Here is an 18,792-nt window from a genome sequence, read left to right as displayed (position 1 = left end):
GCGCGGGGCGAGGAGCCGCGCGAGGGCCCGTATCGGCGGATGGCCAGGAGCCCACGACGGGGTGGAGCACGGGCAGCGGGCGGGGTATGGAATACGGCGTCCCCGCCCCCGTCGGAGAAGTCATGAACAAGCTCCTTGGCCCTGTGTCCTTCGTCCTCGCCTCGGCCGCGCTCGCGGTGGCCCTCTGGGCCCCGGGGCGTACCGAGGCTCCCTCCGCCTCCGAGCGGCCCGAGCCTGTCGCCGCCCTGCCCGCCAGCCAGGAAGGCCTGGAGCGGCGCATCCAGGCGCTGGAGGACACCACGCTGAGCCTGTCCCGGCGCCTGATGGAGCTGGAGCGGCGGCCGGCGGTGGCCGGGACGGACGGGGGTGGCGCCGCGGCGCCCGCGCTGACGGCCGAGTTGGATCAACTCCGCGCGGAGGTGCGGGGGCTGATGACTGGGGAGACCCTGAGCACGGAGGGTGGCCGCGAGGCGCTGAAGGACGCGATGCGTTCGGTGCAGGAGGAGATGCGCACCGAGCAGTTCCGCTCGCGGCAGGAGGAGTGGATGCAGGCGCAGGTCCGCTCGACGGCTCAGCGCACGGAGCGAATCAAGCGGCTCGTGTCCGAGGCGAAGCTGAACTACTCCCAGGAGCAGGAGCTGACGCGCCGGTTGGAGGCCGAGGAGACCACGCGCAACACCCTGTTCGAGGAGGTGCGCACTGGCACGAAGAATCCGCGTGAGATTCGCCAGGCGCTGCGGACGCAACGGGAGGAGACGGACCAGGCGATGACGGCCCTGCTCGATGAGGGCCAGCGAGCCAAGTACGACGTCATGCGGCGCGAGGAGCAGATGAACTCCCGCCCCCGTGGCAATCGTGAGGGTCGGTCTCAGGACCCGTAGTCTGGGATTGGGAGGAGCTGTCCTGACAGGGCATGGCTGGCATCACCCCCAGACAGGAAGAGCAGCCCTCGAAGTCATCCACACGAGCATTGTCGCGCCCGGAAGAACGCCCCCGCGAAGGGAAAAGCTCGACCCCGTCGAGAGGTGGATTCGAGCCTTTCGCCCAGCTTCAACGCTCGACTACTCCTTGTACGAGGGAGGAACCGGGCGCGGGTCGCACGCAATGCCTGGGCACCGCTTGTTCTCCGAGCAGCTCCCATCGCAGCACTGGTACTGACGCGGCGGGCACACGGGGGCCCCAGCATCCTCCTCCAACCGCGGCGGCTCGGAGCGGACGTTCGCCTCACTCGACGCGTCTGGAGTTGGCGGCGCGGACGCATCGCGCTTCAGCTCATCCCCGGGCCCCCTGCATCCCAGTCCGACCAGCACCACCCCCGCCACCATCCACCGCGACCACTGATTCGACTTCACGAACATCGGCATCCTCCGTGAGGCTGCGGCCACTCCGCCCATGACGCGGCGGCCCTCTCAAAAACAAGGGGCGGCCCCGGAAACCTCCCGGGACCGCCCCTCACATTTTCCGCTCCGACCTCATGGCGAGGCCGGACGAAGCACTAGCTCCTGCGACGACGGCGCAGCGCGAGCGCCAGCATGGCCAGGGCCGGCACCAGCGCACTGGTGGCACTGCCACCCGCCGCGCTGCAACCACCCTCGTCCGCCAGGTTCCGCACCGTCACCGCCACTTCGGCGGGCTCGCTCGAGCTCAGGTCATCCTTCGCCCGGACGCGGAAGAGCAGCACCGTGGTCTCCGACACCTCGGGGGCGACGAAGAACGCCTCCGCGGTATCCGAAGCCTGGAGCTGCACGGACGGACCCGCGACCTGCGTCCACTGCCACGTGATGTCATTGCCATCGGCGTCCTCGGCCGAGGCGCGCATCTTCACGCCCGAGCCTTCGTGCACCGTGTAGCTGCTCATCGTGGTAACCACCGGCGCGTGGTTGTCGCGCGTGACGGTGATGGTCACGATGCTCGCCGCGCTGGCCTGTCCATTGGCCGTCGCCACGAGGCTGAAGCGCAGGACGATGGACGCCCCCGTCACTTCCGGAGCGGTGAAGCGCGGGGAGCCGGTGTCCGCCCCCGTGAGCTCCACCGTCGGACCCTCGGTCTGGGTCCAGGCGAAGGTGATGTCCTCGCCGTCCTCATCCACTGCGCCGCCCAACAGCGTCACCGTGGAGCCCGAGCCAACCTGCCGGTCCCCACCGGCGTCCGCCACCGGAGCACGGTCCAGTTGGCGAACGGTGATGGTGATCTCCGCCTCGCTATCGGCGATGCCGTCCGTTGCGATCAGGCTGAACGTGAAGGCGGTGTCCGCCGTCACTTCCGGCACAGCGAACGTCGGAGTGGCGCTGGTCTCGTCATCCAACGCCACCGCCGGACCCGCGGTCTGGGTCCACGAGAAGCTCAGCTCCTCGCCGTCCGCATCCGTCGAATCGGACGCATCGAGCGTGACGCTGCCAGAACGCTCATCCACCGTCGTGGGGCCGCCGTCCTTCACGCGAGCCACGGCGACAGGGGGGTTGTTCACGTTGGCGACGAGGACCTGGACCACCTTGGGCTGGCTGGAGTCCGTGCCATCGCTCACCACGAGCTGGAACGTGAAGATGGTGTTCGCCGGAACCAGCGTGCTGAAGGTCGGCGTGGCCGTGTTCGCGCCGTTGAGCGTCACCGGCGGACCGCCAATCTGGGTCCACGCGTACGTCAGCGTGCTCTGCGCGGAGGCATCAGGATCGACGCTCCCCGTGCCGTTGAGGGTGATGACCCGGGGGGTCACCACACCACCAGCGCCCACGACGACCTCCGTCACCGTCTGGGACAGGCCCGCCTCGGCCACCGGCGCCACGTTGCAGGTCGGAGCCGTGCCCGTGCCGGTGAAGGTCTCCGCGACCAGCGAGTAGAACGGCGTCGTGTTGGTGATACCCGTGAGGCTGATGTTGGCGATATCCCAGCCATACGCGCCCACGCCACCGTCGGACGCGTGACGGAAGCGCACGCGCACCTGATGGCCCGCGAGGTCCTGCCCGAAGTTGGCCGTATACCGGACGAACGACGGGTAGCCCGCGCTCAGTTGAGCGAACCCCGGCCAGCCGCCCAGGTACGGATTCCCCTCGTCGATCAACGCGATGTTGGGATTCGCCGGGATGGGAGGCGTGAGGTAGAGGTACCAGCTCTCCCACGGCCCCTCGTCGACGGACAACTCGATGGCTCCACCATCGAAGTGGACCCAGGCCCCGCTCAGGTACGCCGACTCGAAGCTGAAGCGGTGGAAGAACGTCAGCGTGAAGTTCTGATTCGCCGCGACATTGAACAGCGGCGAGGTCAGCCGCTTGTCGAGCGAGGTCGCCTCGTTGGAGGTGTGCCAGTACCCGGTCGTGGCGTAGCCGTTGTCCCACATCGGACGGTAGTTGAAGGTCGAGGCCACCCACGGGGTGTTCTGCGCCTCGACGTAGTCCGTGTCCGACGTATTGGGCTTCTCGTCGTAGTTGACCTGGCTGCGGAACGCACGAAGGGTCGTGCCGTTCAGCAGGTTGTGCGGGAACGTCACGTCCACGCCCAGGAGCGCGAGCGCACCCGAAGCCTGCGCGGGAGCAGCCGTCAGGGCGACAGCCACGCTCGCCGTCGCCGTCGCACCGCGAGCGATGTTGCCAAACGAGAGCGAGCTGCCGCTCGAGAAGGCGCCCACGACGCCCGGGCTCGAGCCGTTGAACGCCGCGGTGGCCGTCACCGCGCTCAGGTTCCCAGCGCCCGCGTTGCGCACCGTCACCTTGAGCAGGCCCGTCTCGCCGGCGTCCAGCACGCCGTCCTTGTCGCAGCCGACGCTCGAGTCATCCAGGGTGATGCTCACCACCTCGAGGGCATCGCCCGTCTGGTAGCTCTCCACGACACCGATGTGGTCCGCGCTGTTGCGGTCCGCGACGCGAGCACCGAAGCCGGCACCGCGCTTGGCGAAGGCGCTGACAAAGCGCTGGTAGTCGGCGGGATCGCTGGCGGCGGCGACAGACAGCAGCGCGTCACGCCCCTCCAGGAAGGTGGGGCTGACCGGCGTGGCCTTGTAGGCGGCCACCAGGTAGCGCTTCATCCGGTCCTGTGCCTCCTGGAACGGATGGGCGTTCAGCAGGCTCGCGTAGCACTCCCACAACATCGAGGCCCAGACCTCGCCTGAGTTGTGGACCTCCGCGTTGTTCCCGCCCCCGTTGGTCGGGTGGGTGGTCGGAATGGCCGTGCCGTCCGCCATGTGGCGGAGCGTCAGGCCGTTCTTGGCCATGTTCGTGCTGTACGGAACGCGGCGGATGCCGAAGTAGTAGCCCTGGTTGCGACCACCGCTCTGGGTGTAGCCGGCCATGCCGTAGGTGCCCTGCCACTGGTTGTTGCCCGTCCGGTTCACGTCCTCGGCGCGCACCGACAACAGCATGGCGTGGAAGTCACCCCAGCCCTCGCCCATGGAGCCGCCCTGGTTGTTCGTCAGACCCGAGCCGTTACCGACGAGGCGGTTGGAGATGTAGTGCCCCCACTCGTGCGCGACGATTTCGTTGTCGAGCGTGCCATCGCGGTCGAGGTCGGCGTTGCGGCGGAGGCGGCCCTTGATGGGCGCCGTGGCCAGCGCCGTCCGCCAGGCGTCACCGTCCGGCTTGGTCACCAACAGCGAAGGGATGGTGATGGCGCGGTCGACAGCGGCGACGCCACTGGCGCCCATGGGCCCCAGAGCGCCCGCGGCGCTGTTGGTGATGAAGACGCCGATGGCGCCCGCGCGCTGGGCGTTGAGGACCTTGTAGGCGAAGGAGCAGGTGCCGCGCTCGATGAGCGCGATCTTGCCGGTGAACGGCGTCGTGCCACCGTACGGGTCGGCGCCGTTGGCATCCGCGCAGCCGATCCGGTAGGCCAGCGTCGTCGCAGCATCCGGCCCCGTGGGGGGCAGCGCGAAATCACCCTCGAGGTTGAAGACCGTCGGCCCGAAGGACGCGGTGTACGAGAGGTAGCCGCGCGCCAGGGGCGCCGGCTCGCTCACCGTGAGTTCCGCCACGCCGTCGAAGACGTACTGCTGCATGCGAGGACGGGCGCCGTCGGCCGGAGTCGCCATGTTGGCGTTGTTACGGCCACCGGAGTCCTGCGCCTCCACGCGAAGGCTGTCGTTCTCCAGGCCACCCCGCCCGAAGTTGCTCAACTGGGCGTTGCCGGAGGCCTCGTCGAAGCCCGCGTCGTAGAACCAGTCGTGCAGGAAGTTGGTGATGTAGAACAGGTTCACCACGGCGGCCAGACGCTGCGTCTGGTTCGCGGCGGGCGACTTCGTCAAATCGAACGTGTAGTCGAACCCGCGGCCCGCCACGTCGCTCAGCGGCGCACGCAGGTCGAAGCCCGGCTGGAAGCCGTCGCCACCACCGAGGTCCGCGTACGCATCGACGTTGTTACCCGTCGTCACCGTCGCGTTCGCCGGCAGCCACGGGTCATTGCGGCTGAACGGGAAGTTCTGCAGCGTCACCAGGTTGGCCGGGATGTTCAGGGGCGCCTGATAGCCATCCGGGGTGCCCGTGGGGTGCGGCGTGGCCTCGGTGCCCTGGGGACCGTCGTAGGGCAGCTTGCTCGCCGGGTCCGCCCACACGCGGTAACTGAACTGCTCCGACACGGTCAGGTTGTGCTTGAGCAGCAGCGAACCGTCGCGCGCGTCGATGACGTAGGCGGTGTAGGAGGCGTCCGGGTTGCTCTCCGGGCCCGCGTTGACTTCCACGTAGTACGCCGGCACCAGGCCGTCGGGCATCGGGAAGAGGACCTTCTTCGAGCGCGGCGCCTCACCAAAGCCGTGCGTCGACAACTGGCGGGAGTCCACCGTGTAGTGGCTGTAGTCACCCTTCGCGCCCGCGGGCACCAGCGCCCGGGCGTCGAGCTGAGCGCCCGTCAGGTCCTGGAACGCGCGGGAGATGGCCTGCGGCGCCGAGACGCGGAAGGCCGACGCCTGGGCGTTCTTCTCGTCGTCCTGCTGACGCGGCTGCAGGTAGCCGGAGATGGCCACCAGCTGCTGGCTGGCGTCCATGACGACCTTGACCTCGTTGCGGAACACCTCGATGCCATTGACCCGGCGGCCGTAGGTCGCGACCACCGCGCCCTCGCCCCCCTTGGGCATGTGCACCTGGCGCAGCTCCGCGCTGTTCACCTCGGAGGCGTTCAGGCGGTACAGGTCCGCCACGCTCCGCAGGTGCTCACGCGCCGCGGTGTTCGCGCTGGCCTGCGTCAGCGGGCGCGAGGCCTTCGCCTGGGGACCCGCGCTCAGGGAGCGCTCACTGAAAACGAAGGTCGGTACGCCGAGACGACCTTCCACGCTGTTGATGCGCAGTCCGCGCTGGGACGCCGACGCGGCGGACTGAGGCAGGGAGCGATCCGCCGGCGTGAGGAGGAAGGCATCAACCGCGGCCTGCCTCGCATGAGCCTGCGGGGACCACATCAGCACGGCGAGCACGGCGCTCACCGTGCCCATCCAAAGACGCTTCATGAACGACGACCTCTTTCGGGTGGTGTTGAGGGCCCCACGCCGTCGGACGCCTGCTCGGCCAGGGCGTCCAGAGGTTAAGGATTATTTTGTTATCAACACAATAGCCCCCCCTTAACTCACCCGCCGTTCCCGCCAGTAAATCAAGAATAAACTTCTTTGCTGGCTGAAAATACGGAGAAGGCGTGCTTGCGGGATGCAGTTGCGCGAGGGGGAAAGGCGTGCTTCAGCCGAACGGAGGGCGGGCGTTGTGGGAGATGACGAGGACCTCGTCCGGCCGGGCCTCGGCGCGCGCGTACGTGAGGAGCGCGGCGAGGCCATCCGAGTGCTTGGGTCCGGCCGTCTCCAGCACCACTTCCTCCCGGTGGGGGTGGAAGAGGTCGGCCTCGCCCAGGTTCTGCTCCATCCACCGCCGCCAGCCCGGCAGCGGGGCGCCCAGTGAGGGCTGCAGCCCCACCACGTCGTAGCCCTCCGGCGTGAAGGCCCGGTGCAGCCCCACCACCGTGGCGCCGGTGCCGAAGCCGCTCACCACCAGCCGCACGGAGGGATACGCCTCGCGCACGAAGTCGCGCAGCTCCGAGGCCCAGCCCTCCACGCAGCCCACGAGCGCGCCATTGGAGAGCTGTCGCGGCCAGCACCAGCCCTGTCGCTCGTAGCCCAGGGCCACCTCCCAGGCCTCGGAGAGCCGCCGCACGGTACGCACCTCGCCACCGAACCCCTGCCCTCGCAGGTAGGCGGCGCCCGCCGTATCCGTGAGCGCGAGCACCGGCAGCCCGCGCTCCTTGCCCAGCGCGTCCAGCGCGAGCGAGGACGAGGAACCCGACAACTCCACCAGCCCGCAGGCTCCCTCGGGCATCGACTCCAGGTAGCGCGAAAACGTCAGGTACTTGAGCCCCCCGGAGGGAAGCTCTCCTCCCCAAAGCACCACCGGCCCAGCGGGGGACAGCCGTGACAGGGGAAAGTGCATGGGCGGACCTCCCTCAGTTGAGGCCCGCGTGGACACCCGGGCCCACGGCTGAACCTCGGCACCCTCTTGCCCCGGCGGCCAGTCCCCCCCTTCTCCCGCTGTCTTCCCGTGGACCGCGAGGCTGCCCGTCCGCTGACCTGGGACACTCGTCAGCCCCCGGGGGCGATGCGAAAGGTCTCCTGGGGCACCCTCCTGTGCGATAGTCACAATCAGCGAATCGCATGTTGCGCAGGCTCCTTCCCACGCTCGTGGCCCTGGGTTGTGGGCTCCTCGCCCTCGGTTGGGGGCTGGTGAGCCTTCAACGCATCTTCACGCGCGAGCGCGAGGACGCGCACGAGCAGGTCCGCTCCCGCCGCGATGCCCTGGCGCACGCCGCCACGGAGACCCTGCGACAAATCCTGGCCCGCCAGCTCGAGGAGCAGATCGCCGCCATCCACGCCGCCGTGGACAATCCGCTGGCTCCGGGCGAGGGCTTCTACCTCCAGTTCCGCGGCCACCAGTTCCTGCCGCGCCTCATCCACCCCCTGCCGGGCCAGGACATGCCCGCGCGCGCTCTCTACGAGATGCTCTCGGACCACGTCCGGGGTGGCGCCGCCCTGGGAGGCACCTGGGAGCCCCGGCTCACGCGACTGCGCGCGGCCGAGGCCGCCCTCCTCGCGGGCCAGACGTCGCGCGCCACGGCGCTGGTGGAGGAGTTCCTGCGGCACCACACCCGCCAGACGCTGCCCGTCGAGCAGGAGCTGCCCTTCCTGTTGCTCGCGGTGGAGCACCTGCAGCGCGGCCCCGCCACCACGCCGCTCATCCGGGCCCTGCTGCGCGAGGGACTTCCTGAGGAGTTCGGCGGCATCAGCCGGGGGGCGGGGCTGCAACGCGACTTGCTGCGCGAGCGCTCCCACTTCTCGCAGGCCGACTTCGACTTCCTCCAGTCCCGCATCCTCCGGCTGAGCCGCGCGCTGGGAGAGCCCACGCGCGACTTCCTGGAGCGCTCGCGCGAGGCGGGCGCCGGCATGCTGGTGATGCCCCCGGAGCTGGTGGAGCCGACCCTGCTGGGAGAGCAGTGGTACGTGGAGCCTCGCGGAGAGGTGCTGTACGGCATCTCCGTGGACATCGCGGCGCTGCTGGTCCCCATCGCCCAGGACATGCGCACGCGCGGGCTCTTCGAGTCGGACGGACAGATGCGGCTGGTGGGGGGACGCTCGGCGATGCCGGCACGGGAGCTCATGCTGCTCGTGGAGCTGCCCGAGTGGGCGCGCGTGGAGGCCAACATCGAGGCGCGCTATGGCCTGAAGACGTTGCTGGTGGCCGTGTGCGGTGCGCTGGCGGCGGCCATCGTCGCGCTGGCGCTGGTGGCGCAGCAGCGCAAGTACCGCTTCCTGGAGCTCAAGAGCGACTTCGTGGCCACCGTCTCGCACGAGCTGCGCACGCCGCTGGCCTCCATCCGACTGCTCGGCGAGACGCTGGAGCGCAAGCTGACCCATGCGCCCGAGATGCGCGACTACCCAGCCCGCATCGTCCAGGCCGCCGACGGCCTCCACTTCCTGGTGGAGAACATCCTGTCGTTCAACCGCATCGACAAGGGCCGCTGGACGCTGCGCGCCTCACGCGTGCGCCTGGAGGAGCTGGTCAACCCGCTGCGGGACGACCTGGCGTCGGCCACCTCCGTGCCGGTGGAGCTGACCACCGACATGGACGACGCGGAGCTGGAGGCGGACCCGTCGCTCTTGCGCCTGCTGTTCTCCAACCTGGGCCGCAACGCGTGCGCCTACAACCAGCGCAGCCCCGTGCGCATCTCCGTCAGTGCCCGCGTGTTCGAAGGCCACGGCTGCACGATGCTCTTCCGCGACAACGGCGTGGGCATCCCCGAGTCCGAATGGGAGAACGTCTTCCAGGACTTCTATCGTTTGATGCCTCCCGGGCAGGAGGTCCACGGCAGCGGGCTAGGCTTGGCGCTGTGCCGGAAAATCATGAAGCTGCACCATGGCGATATCCAGGTGGCCTCCTCCACGCCCGAGGGGACCACGTTCGCGCTGACCTTCCACGAGCCGCGTCGATGACCACCTCCACCCCACCCTCCTCCACCCGTCCCACCATCCTCATCGTCGAGGACGATGCGCACTTGCGCGTCGGGCTCCGGGACAACCTGCTGGACGAGGGTTACGACGTCTCCGAGGCCCCGAGTACCCGCGACGCGGAGCCGCTCTTGCGTCAGCGCGAGTTCGACCTGCTCATCCTGGACGTGATGCTCCCGGGCGAAGACGGCTACAGCTTCTGTCGCCGCCTGCGAGCGCAAGGCGTCAAGAGCCTGGTGATGATGCTCACCGCGCGTTCGCTCGAGGACGACATCGTCCGGGGCTTCGACGCGGGGGCGCAGGACTACCTCACCAAGCCCTACCGGTTGAGGGAGCTGCTCGCGCGCGTGGGCGCGCTGGTGCGCCGTGCGGGCGTCGCGCCGACCCAGGTGTCGACGTTCGGCGGCTACACGCTGGACATGGGCCGCCGCACCGTGACGAAGCCGGACGGCGTGGGCGTGGAGCTGACGCGCACGGAGTTCGACCTGCTCGCCTATCTGCTGCGCCATCGCGAGCGCGCGTTGCCCCGAGGGGAAATCCTGGACGCGGTGTGGGGCCGCGACGTGGTGGTGGACCCGCGCACGGTGGACAACTTCGTCTCCAGCCTGAAGAAGAAGCTCGGCTGGACAAGCGCGTCGGGCTTCACCATCCACACCCTTCGCGGGGTGGGCTACCGGATGGAGGTCTCCGCCTCATGACTGAACCGTGACGAAGAGATGGCCTGCCTCCGGCCATCCCACGTCGTGGACTCCGTAGGTTGAGTCCTGCGTGGACGGGGCGCTCCAAGCCAACTGCCCACGCCGGAGAACCACCGTGTGGTGCGGTGGACTCCGGGAGCGCCCGTCGGTGGGAGGAGGCTTCCGTGTTCAAGTCGGTCATCGAGCGGCAGCGAGCAGGGCGGTTGGGCCTGGGGTTGTGGTGGTCCGTGGCCGTCCACGCGGGGTTGTTCGGCGCGGTACTCGTCATCTCCGCCCGTCCCGCGGAGCTTCCCCCGGAGCCCGAGAAGGACCCCATCCTCACGCTGTACCAGGGTAGGCAGGTGGCCAAGGGGTACACGGCCCCGACCCAGCCGAAGCAGGCCGTGCAGCCGAAGCGGACCAAGCCCAAGCGCACCACGATGCCCACGCAGATCAACCCGCTTCCGGCGGACCCTCAGCCGGTCGAGCCGGAGCCGGCGGCGAACCCCTCGGATACCGACGAGGTGGTGCCTCCGGGTGATGGCGTGCCGGGGGGCCACCCGGACGGAGATCCGACCAGCAACATCACCGGCGTGGCAGTCATCCCTGGCCTGCCGAATGGCGTCGGCGACGGCACGGGCGAAGAGGTGCTCCCGTTCGGACAGGGCATGACGCAGCCCGTGCTCATGGGAGGCCCTCCGCTCGAGTACACCGAGCAGGCCCGCATGGCCCGCGTGGAGGGGACCGTCATCGCAAAGTGCGTCGTGACCCGCGAGGGAGACGTGCGCGACTGCCGCATCATCAAGGGCCTGGCGCACATGGACGAGGAGGTGCTGGATGCACTGCACCACCGGCGCTACAGCCCGGTGACCTTCCAGGGGCGCCCGCAGAGTGTCTCCTATGTCTTCACCCTCCGCTTCAAGCTGCCTCGCTGACCTGGGCCCGCCGCGCGTCCGTCACAAGTCGTAGCCGCCGACGGCGGACGCCGGCACCAGGACGTGCTTGAGCACATACGCCTTGAGGCGCTGCCGGACGTCCTCGTCCAAGGTGAGGACGACCTGGGGGTGGATTCGGGCCCCCACCTCGAAGAGCACCGCCTGCATCAGCATGCCGTCATCGGTGATGGAGGCCAGGCGGTCCAGCGTGGGGTCGGAGCGCTCCGTCTCGCCCTTCTGCTTCTGACCCGCGTGGACGATGAGCGCCGAGCCCAGGCATTCCATCTCCTCCACCGTCGTGTAGTGCTCCTTCTCGGTGCCGGTCATCTCCTGACGGTGCGCGGGCTCGCCCAGCCACAGCGCCTTGCAGTTGGCGAAGGCGAGCCAGGACGGGTCGTGGTCCGGATCGAACTGGACGGTGACGCCCTGGCCGGCCCGCTCGGCGTAGCCTCGGGGGACGATGGCATCCTCACGGACGACGAGCCCCAGTCCGGCGTTGGCGCGGAAGAACTGCCGGATGATGGGGTAGCGCGGGTTGAGGACCAGGCACCACGCCCAGGAGTCCAGGGCCTCATCGAAGCGCCCCAGCCGCGCGAACGCGTTGCCCAGGAAGAACCACGAGCGGTGGTCATTCGGGTTGATGCGGGTCGCCTTCTGGTAGTGCTCCAGCGCGGTGGCCGCGTCACCCGCGAAGTACGCCGCGTCTCCCCGGAAGTTCCACGCGAGATAGCAGTCCGGGCACACACGCGTGGCCTGCTCGTACAGCTTCGCCGCCTCCGCGTAGCGCTTCGCCTGGAAGTGAGGCTCCGCCTCGTCGAGCAACGCCCGCGCCTCCGGGTGCTCGGGCCAGTCGAGGATGACGAACTCGCCCTGCTCCGTCACCACGCGAGGGGCCTCGCGCGAGGGCACCCGCTGCGGCCAGAGCTGATCCGCCCAGCCCCCGGGAGGCGAGTCCTTTCCCTCGATGTTGTACGACACCGGGGACGCCTCCATCCGCTTCACGATCTCCGCGGGATTGAGGAATGGAGGCTTGTCCGGCGCCTTCACCTCCGCGTCCGTCCCCGAGGTGAGCGCGGGTTTTTGCGTCGAAGCGCAGCCGGCCACGAGCACGAAGCAGAGGACGACGAGGGGGCGGCGCACGGGAGGCCCTTTCGGTGAGCGGTCGCCCCCAGTCTATGCCGCCCTCGTGCCCCGCTTGCCCACTCGTGAACGATTGAGCGCCTTCTCCCCTGGGGTGCCGCCGCCCCTGGCGCAGGCCAACTCGTTTTACAATGATGTCGGAGAGCGCCTGATTTCGAGCCACTGCGGTGACGCATCCGTTGCATTCACGAAGCGGGGAGGCAGGTCATGGAGCGAAGCATCGCGAAGGCAATCGTCCTGGTGAGCCTGGTGGCCTGGGGCTGCGGCGGTGGACCCGAGCCGCTGGAGGCCGACATCACCGCTTCGCGATGCGGGACGGAGGAGCCCTCGGAGGAGACGCTGACGCGGGTGGCCCAGGAGTCGACCCGAGGCGGCGTGAGCGCGATGCGGCTGCCGGGCTCGGTGCGGGTGCCGACCTATGTGCACGTCATTCGCCGGGGCACGGGCATCGCCAATGGGGACGTCCCGTTGGCGACGATTCTCGCGCAGCTCGAAATCCTGAGTGCGGCCTATGCCGCCACACCCTTCTGGTTCGACCTGATGTCGGTGACGCGGACGACGAACGCGACCTCGTACGTGATGGCACCCGGCAGCGCGGCGGAAGCGGCGGCGAAGAATGCGCTTCACCAGGGCGGCAAGGAGTCCCTGAACCTGTACCTGGCGAATCCGGGGAATGGCCTCCTCGCGTGGGCCACGTTTCCGTGGGGTGTCGCCGAAGCGCCGCTGAGCGACGGCGTCGTGTTGTTGAATGCGGTGCTGCCCGGGGGCACCGCGTCGCCGTACGCCCTCGGAGATACGGCCGTGCACGAGGTGGGTCACTGGCTGGGCCTGCTGCACACCATGGCGGGCTGCACGACGGACGACGGCGTGAGCGACACGTCTCGATCCAAGCCGACGTACACGTGCGTGGTGGGTGGCGACTCGTGTCCGACCGACGTGGGGCTCGACCCGGTCCGAAACTACATGGGCTACGTCGATGACGCGTGCATGTCCGAGTTCACCCCGGGCCAGTCGGCGCGCATGGACTCGATGGCGCTCATGTATCGCTGACACAGGGCTCCTGGGCCCCAAAGCACGCACGTATCGGGGGCACACCTGACTCAGCGATGAGCCAGCTCCGGCTCCGCTCTCAGCTGAGGCACCGCTCGCAGCTCCGTCACTCCGCCCTCGGCGAGGGGCTTCATCCGCGTCGTGGCGGTCAGCTCCGCGAGGATGCTCACCGCCTCGCGTGCCGCGGCCTCCGGACGCACGCTGGTATCGGAGATGCCCGCGATGAGCCGGGTGATGTCGTGGTCCGCCCTCCCCTGTCGCCCCCAGGTGGTCGCGGAGGGCGCCGTCAGGTACGCGGAGAAGGCATGGTGCCCTGAGCCCGGCCGCTCACCGATGACGTGGATGAGTGCTCGTGGCGCGCGTTCCTCCGCGTCACCGAACAACAACTCGCCCACCTGATACCCGGCCCGCACGCGCCCATGCTTCAGCACCAGGTGCTCCGGTGCCACCTTCCACCCCGCCGCGTCCAGCTCACGCCTCAGCTCCGTCAGGAACGGGTGCAGGTGCCCCTCGTCCATCAGCGAGCGCGCATCCAGTCCGTCCGAGATGAGTATCTGCGCATCCCAGCGGCCCTCGTGCCTCAGCCGCAGCATCCGGACCGCCAGCTCGGAGGCCGAGTCCAGCCGCTCTCCCGCAGGCGGATGCAGGATGTAGTCGCGACGGTCCTCCGCGCACGTGCGCAGCATCACCGCCTCGGAAATCCCCGCCACCACCGAGTCCGTCAGCTCCGACCAGAGCCCCACCTTCGCGTCCTCGTACAAGGCACGCAGCTCTCGCTCCAGCGACGGCTCCAGCTCCCACGGCGTCTCGCCATGTCCCACGGCCAGCGGAACGCCCCGCTCACGCACCGCCGCCATCTCCGAGCGCGCCTCCTCCAGGATGATCGCGTCCGAGCGCTCATCCCCCTTGCGGCGGCGATACTGGAGATAGACCCAGGCCGGGTCTCCGAAGTGCTCGGTGGGCCGCCCCGCTGCATCGATGACCCCGAGCGACTGGAAGAAGGCCCACATCCGGTCGTCGACCTTGAGGCCCCGCTTCTCGCGCAGCCGCACGTGGTCCTGGAAGCTCGTTGTCAGGTAGCTGAGCATCGGGTCATTGCGCGTGGGCAACGCCATCAGATAGCCGGGCGCGGCCTCCACCACCTGCTCCAGACACCAGGTCAGGTCGTCCAGCGACACGTCCATGTGCAACGTCGAGCACACGTCCAGGCCAATCATCAGCCCGTGCAGCTTGCCCATGACGATGTCCTCCAGGCAGCAGCGCACGAGCTGCTCCCGGGTGCGGAACACCTCCGGACCGATGAACCCCGCCACGTCATTCACGTGAACCCACGGCGAGGGCGTCCGTCCCGCTCCGAGCTGCGCCAGCGACACCCGCGCCTTCAGCGCCCGGGCGAAGCCGTACTTGCGTGACTCATGCACCAGCATGTCGCAACCGAAGTGGTGCCCGTTCGTCGCGTCCGCGCCCTGCCCCGTCTCGAAGTAGAGCCCGTATCGCCCCGTCCGGCTCGCCGCATGCTCCGCCATCTTCTCCAGCGTGACGTCGAAGGTCCGATTCGCCGCCTCGTTGCCCGCAAGGCTCTGGAACCAGATGCCCGTGGTGCCAGGCCGCAGCGCCTCCACCTTCGCCTGCACGTCGATGTGCGAGAGCACGCAGTGAGGCATCACCTCCGTCAGTCCGAAGGTGACGAGGAGGTCGTGCAGCGCCGCCTCCACCGCCGCCACGGACTCCGGCGCGGAAGACACGGGATTCGTCCCGAGCACCACATCGCCCACCGCGAAGGACCAGCCGTTGAACACCTGCCAGCGGATGTCGTCCGGGTGGTCCGTGGGCGAGTTCGGCTGGAGCCGCGCACCCAGATATCCCTTCGCGCCCAGGTTGCTGCCCGGCAACGGATGGAAGATGCGCGAGCCCACTGCCTTGAGCTCCGCGTCGCTCATCAGCTTCACGACACACGCGATGACGTCGCTGCCCAGGCCCCCCAGGATGCCTCGGACATCCGCCTCGTCGGCCGAGAGCAGGTACGCCTTGAGCTGCCCCAGCGTCCAGTCCTCCAACCGCTGGAGCTCCTCGACATCCAGGGCCTCCATCATGAAGGCGTGGAGCCGGTCCTCGAAGGGAGGGTGCGAATGCAGGTCGCCCAGCCGCGTGCGAGCCAGCAGCGCACGGGCATTCGCCCGGGAGTCCTCGTCGGCGGCGGCGATTCCGAGGGCCTCGTCACCCTCCTTGAACGCATTGGCTGCGCCGAGAATCCGCTGGAAGAGACGCGAGTCGAATGAACCTTGAACCCGATGGATGTAGCCGAACACGTCCTCACCTGTGAGGACGTCACGGAGACTGACGCTCATGGCGCGAGACAATGTATCCGGCGTTTCATTCCGGAAGCCATGCCCGCACCGCGCTGTCCGCTGGATGACGCCTGGGTGCTCGCCCGGCGGTCGGTCGGGAGCGGGGACTGCCTCACTCGTCCAGCAGGCTCGACCAGAAGCCCACCATCCGGACCACGTCCGCCGCCCCCGCCTTCCGGTCCACCTCCGCATGGCTGATGAGCGGCGTGGAGAGCTGGTGCACCTCCGTGTAGGGGCGCAATGCGTCCGCCAGCAGCACGGACTCCATGGCTGGAATCACCGTGTCCCCCGCGCCATGGAGCAGATACACGGGCGAGGCAGGCGCGGGAGACCTGCCCGGCGACATCGACGGGTCCGCGGCGAAGTCCCGGACGAGCGGCAGCAGCAGGGGCCCCAGCGCCGCCACGTTCCGCGTATTCACGTACCCCATCAGCTTCGACGCCGGCTCGGGCATGCGGGTCTCCAGCACCCGCGCGTGGGCGAAGGTCACTTCCGCGAGCTTCTGGTCCTTCTGCGTCTGGTGTGAAGCGCGCAGGAAGGTCCGGATGCCCTCGCGCAGCGGCTCCACCTGCTCCGGTGGCACCAGTCGGTCCGCGACGTTGAGCAGGATGATGACCACGCCATAGTCATGCGGTGCCAGGTGTGAACCGTCTGGCAACACCCCGCTGCACAGGAAGGCCAGCACCCGGGGCAGGTCCCCATGCCCTCCGAAAGAGAGCGTGGAGGCGACCTTGTCTCGCAACGCGGGCCGCCCAGCCGCCACCACGGAGAGCCCTCCCGCGAAGCTGATGCCGAACAGGTCCACCTTCCCGCCAGGCGCCAGGTCCTCGCGGGCGGCGGTCCACAGGGCCGCGTCCTCGATGATGTCGGGAAGGCGCGCGGTGATTTCGTAGCGCAGGAGGTCCGGCGGCTCGGGAGTGAGAACCGTCTGCCCGCCCGTGGCCAGGTCTTTGGCCAACTTCACCAGCCGGGGCTCATCGATGCCGTCGGCATGGACGCCCGAGGTCAACACCACCGTACGCCCTCGGACCTCCCGTGGCCGATACAGCCGCGCACGCACGTCCCCGTGGCGCGTGGGGACAGTCAGCTCGCTGACCTCGAAGGGCCCGTTGCGCCATCGGGCCACGACCGCTGGAACCGAGCCCTCCATCCCCGCGGCGCGAACGACGAACGACAGGCCGCGCAGCCAGTCCATGCCCACCAGCACCACGCCCACCAGCACCACGACCAGGCCAAGGCCCAGGTTCCGCCGCGTCGCCCTCTTCATGGAAAGAGGTGCTCCACGAAGGTGCACAGGCGCTCGCGCTCGAAGGGCTTCTCCAACAGCCCTCTCGAATGGCGGCCCACGAACTCGCGCGCCTGCGCGGTGAAGGCCCCACCCGTCATCAATCCCGTGCGCAGCACCAGCTCGGGCGCCAGTCGCTCCAGCTCCACCACGAAGTCCATTCCGCTCATGCCCGGCATCATCAAGTCACACAGGATGGCATCGAATCGCTCGCCCGTGGACAACCGTCGCAACGCCTCGCGTGCGTCCTGCACCGCGTGGACCTCATACACGTCGCGCACCAGCCGGCTCACCGAGTTGCCCACGGACGGCTCGTCATCGATGAGCAGGAGCCTGCGGCGGACCAACGACGGCACCACCGCGCCGAGCACCGGCGATTCAGGCGCGGCGACCGTCCCCACCGAGAGCGCCGGCAGCACCACGCGGAAGGTGCTTCCCCAATCCTGCGCGCTGCTCACCTCGATGCGGCCCCCCATGGCCTGTACCAGCGTGAGACAGATGGACAGTCCCAGCCCTGTCCCCTCCCCCACCGAGCGCGTGGTGAAGAAGGGGTCGAAGATGCGCCGCTGGACTTCCGGCGCCATGCCCATCCCGTTGTCGGTGACCTCCAGCTCCACCTGCCCCACGCGTCCGGTGCGCAGGCTGACACGGACCCGGTTCTCCTCGACGGGACGCGGAGGAAGCGCCTGGAGGGCGTTCACCAACAGGTTCAGCACCACCTGCCCCAGCCGCACCTCGTTGCCGTGAATGGGCGGCACGCGCTCCAGCGTGCACACCACGCGCGCCCGGTGCGTCAGCTCGTTGCGCACCAACCGCAGCGCGCCCTCCACCGCGCGCAGCACGTCCACCGGACCGTGATGATCCTCGTCCCCGCGAGCGAAGGTGCGCAGGTCCCGGACGATGGCGCAGACCCGTCCGGCTCCGTCGAGGGCGTCCGACACGACCTCTCGCAGCTCGGGCATTTGCTCCGAGGACAGCTCCTGCTGCGCCAGCAGGTCCCTCACGAACGCGAGGTTGGAGGTGACATAGGCCAGCGGGTTGTTGATTTCGTGCGCGACTCCGGCCGCCAGCGTGCCCACCGACGCCATCCGCTCGGCGAGCAGGAGCTGCGACTCCAGGCGCTTTCGGTCGGTGATGTCGCGGATGATGGCCACGAGGAACGTCTCTCCAGCGCCGCTGAACGTGGCCTTCTTCGTCACCAGCACCCGGGCCAGTCCCGTCCGGTCGGTCAGGGTCTCCTCCGTCTCGTCGGGGACACCCGAGCGGAACACCTGCTCGTCATTGCGCCAGAAGCTGTCCGCCTCGTGCGCGGGCACGAACTCGTGGTCGGAGCGGCCCAGCAAGGCCTCCGCGGGGTGCCCCATGAAGCGGCAGAAGGCGCTGTTGAGCGCCACCCAGCGGTGCTGCCGGTCCTTCACGAAGAGCGGCTCAGGGACCGCATCCAGCGCGCTGCGGAGGAACTCACAGGTGCGGCGAAGGGCCTGCAAATCCCGCTCGCCCGTCTCCGTCTCCATGCGCCGACGCAAGGCCGCCAGTCGCGCGCCCCAGCCCGTCGCCGGGGAGGCCACGCACTCGTCGGCTCCGGCCTCCGCCATCGCCTGCGTCTCCGCGTCCGCGCGCGTCGTGAGCACCACCAGGTGCGTGCGAGCCGAAACCCGGAGCGCGTGGAGTCGACTCACGTCCGCGAGCACGTCCTCCAGCGGGCCCCCTGAATCCCACGTCACCAGGAGCCCCTCTTCCACCGGAGAGGCAATCACATCGGTGCCCGTCACGCACAACACGTGGCAGTGCTGTCCCGCTCCCGATGCGCGAACGCCGCGCTCCACTGCTTCCGCCACCGCCGGAGGCACCGCCACCAGTGTTGCGAACACCGCTTCACGCTCCTCGGCCCGGGGAGGCCTCG

11 protein-coding genes are annotated in these 18,792 nt (G+C 69.1%); 5 read left to right on the top strand and 6 right to left on the bottom strand.

Annotation, left to right across the window (positions count from 1 at the left end; all coding sequences use genetic code 11):
• Positions 1–122 precede the first annotated feature (122 nt).
• Positions 123–881, top strand: coding sequence for a hypothetical protein (locus HUA76_RS22090; protein WP_141647743.1), 759 nt, complete (start codon positions 123–125; stop codon positions 879–881).
• Between the two features lie 614 nt (positions 882–1,495).
• Here HUA76_RS22090 and HUA76_RS22085 read toward each other — a convergent pair.
• The gene (locus HUA76_RS22085; protein ID WP_174461965.1) at positions 1,496–6,421 is read right to left on the bottom strand and encodes a myxosortase-dependent M36 family metallopeptidase; all 4,926 of its coding nucleotides are present in this window, start codon (positions 6,419–6,421) and stop codon (positions 1,496–1,498) included.
• A 223-nt stretch (positions 6,422–6,644) separates the two neighbouring features.
• Complete coding sequence (locus tag HUA76_RS22080; RefSeq protein ID WP_141647745.1) at positions 6,645–7,385, bottom strand: hypothetical protein; 741 nt, start codon at positions 7,383–7,385, stop codon at positions 6,645–6,647.
• Positions 7,386–7,606: 221 nt separating this feature from the next.
• On the opposite strand from HUA76_RS22080, the gene HUA76_RS22075 reads away from it, so the two are divergent.
• From HUA76_RS22075 to HUA76_RS22065, 3 genes are all read left to right on the top strand, one after another.
• Positions 7,607–9,439, top strand: a complete 1,833-nt coding sequence (locus tag HUA76_RS22075) for a HAMP domain-containing sensor histidine kinase (protein ID WP_141647746.1) — start codon at positions 7,607–7,609, stop codon at positions 9,437–9,439.
• Entirely contained in the window at positions 9,436–10,152 is a 717-nt protein-coding gene (locus HUA76_RS22070; protein WP_174455047.1) for a response regulator transcription factor, read from the top strand. Before HUA76_RS22075 ends, HUA76_RS22070 begins: the two co-directional genes overlap by 4 nt.
• 164 nt (positions 10,153–10,316) lie before the next feature.
• Positions 10,317–11,066, top strand: a complete 750-nt coding sequence (locus HUA76_RS22065; RefSeq protein WP_174461964.1) for an energy transducer TonB — start codon at positions 10,317–10,319, stop codon at positions 11,064–11,066.
• Positions 11,067–11,087: 21 nt separating this feature from the next.
• On the opposite strand, the gene HUA76_RS22060 is transcribed toward HUA76_RS22065, so the two are convergent.
• The gene (locus HUA76_RS22060) at positions 11,088–12,206 is read right to left on the bottom strand and encodes a tetratricopeptide repeat protein (RefSeq protein ID WP_174455045.1); all 1,119 of its coding nucleotides are present in this window, start codon (positions 12,204–12,206) and stop codon (positions 11,088–11,090) included.
• A gap of 207 nt (positions 12,207–12,413) precedes the next feature.
• Between HUA76_RS22060 and HUA76_RS22055 the strand changes: the two genes are divergently transcribed.
• The gene (locus HUA76_RS22055) at positions 12,414–13,256 is read left to right on the top strand and encodes a zinc metalloprotease (RefSeq protein WP_174461963.1); all 843 of its coding nucleotides are present in this window, start codon (positions 12,414–12,416) and stop codon (positions 13,254–13,256) included.
• A gap of 50 nt (positions 13,257–13,306) precedes the next feature.
• Here the strand turns inward: HUA76_RS22055 and eutB are convergent, their stop codons facing one another.
• From eutB to HUA76_RS22040, 3 genes are all read right to left on the bottom strand, one after another.
• On the bottom strand, positions 13,307–15,604 hold the full coding sequence (eutB, locus tag HUA76_RS22050; RefSeq protein ID WP_174461962.1) for an ethanolamine ammonia-lyase subunit EutB: 2,298 nt from the start codon (positions 15,602–15,604) through the stop codon (positions 13,307–13,309).
• 112 nt (positions 15,605–15,716) lie between these two features.
• Entirely contained in the window at positions 15,717–16,871 is a 1,155-nt protein-coding gene (locus HUA76_RS22045; RefSeq protein ID WP_174461961.1) for a hypothetical protein, read from the bottom strand.
• Positions 16,868–18,760: a hybrid sensor histidine kinase/response regulator gene (locus HUA76_RS22040; RefSeq protein WP_174461960.1), complete on the bottom strand. Its 1,893-nt coding sequence runs from the start codon at positions 18,758–18,760 to the stop codon at positions 16,868–16,870. The genes HUA76_RS22045 and HUA76_RS22040 overlap by 4 nt, the downstream gene beginning before the upstream one ends.
• Positions 18,761–18,792 lie beyond the last annotated feature (32 nt).

The organism is Myxococcus sp. CA056, from assembly GCF_013336715.1.
In the GTDB taxonomy this organism is placed as follows: Bacteria; Myxococcota; Myxococcia; order Myxococcales; family Myxococcaceae; genus Myxococcus; species Myxococcus llanfairpwllgwyngyllgogerychwyrndrobwllllantysiliogogogochensis.
The sequence above is the reverse complement of the archived record's forward strand: the minus strand, read 5'-3'. Positions and strand labels throughout refer to the sequence as shown.

Excerpts from the sequence above, each read along its gene's own strand:
- HUA76_RS22045 (WP_174461961.1), bottom strand. The coding sequence starts at position 16,871 with ATGAAGAGGGCGACGCGGCGGAACCTGGGCCTTGGCCTGGTCGTGGTG.
- HUA76_RS22085 (WP_174461965.1), bottom strand. The coding sequence starts at position 6,421 with ATGAAGCGTCTTTGGATGGGCACGGTGAGCGCCGTGCTCGCCGTGCTG.
- eutB (WP_174461962.1), bottom strand. The coding sequence starts at position 15,604 with ATGAGCGTCAGTCTCCGTGACGTCCTCACAGGTGAGGACGTGTTCGGC.
- HUA76_RS22080 (WP_141647745.1), bottom strand. The coding sequence starts at position 7,385 with ATGCACTTTCCCCTGTCACGGCTGTCCCCCGCTGGGCCGGTGGTGCTT.
- HUA76_RS22055 (WP_174461963.1), top strand. The coding sequence starts at position 12,414 with ATGGAGCGAAGCATCGCGAAGGCAATCGTCCTGGTGAGCCTGGTGGCC.
- HUA76_RS22075 (WP_141647746.1), top strand. The coding sequence starts at position 7,607 with ATGTTGCGCAGGCTCCTTCCCACGCTCGTGGCCCTGGGTTGTGGGCTC.
- HUA76_RS22070 (WP_174455047.1), top strand. The coding sequence starts at position 9,436 with ATGACCACCTCCACCCCACCCTCCTCCACCCGTCCCACCATCCTCATC.
- HUA76_RS22090 (WP_141647743.1), top strand. The coding sequence starts at position 123 with ATGAACAAGCTCCTTGGCCCTGTGTCCTTCGTCCTCGCCTCGGCCGCG.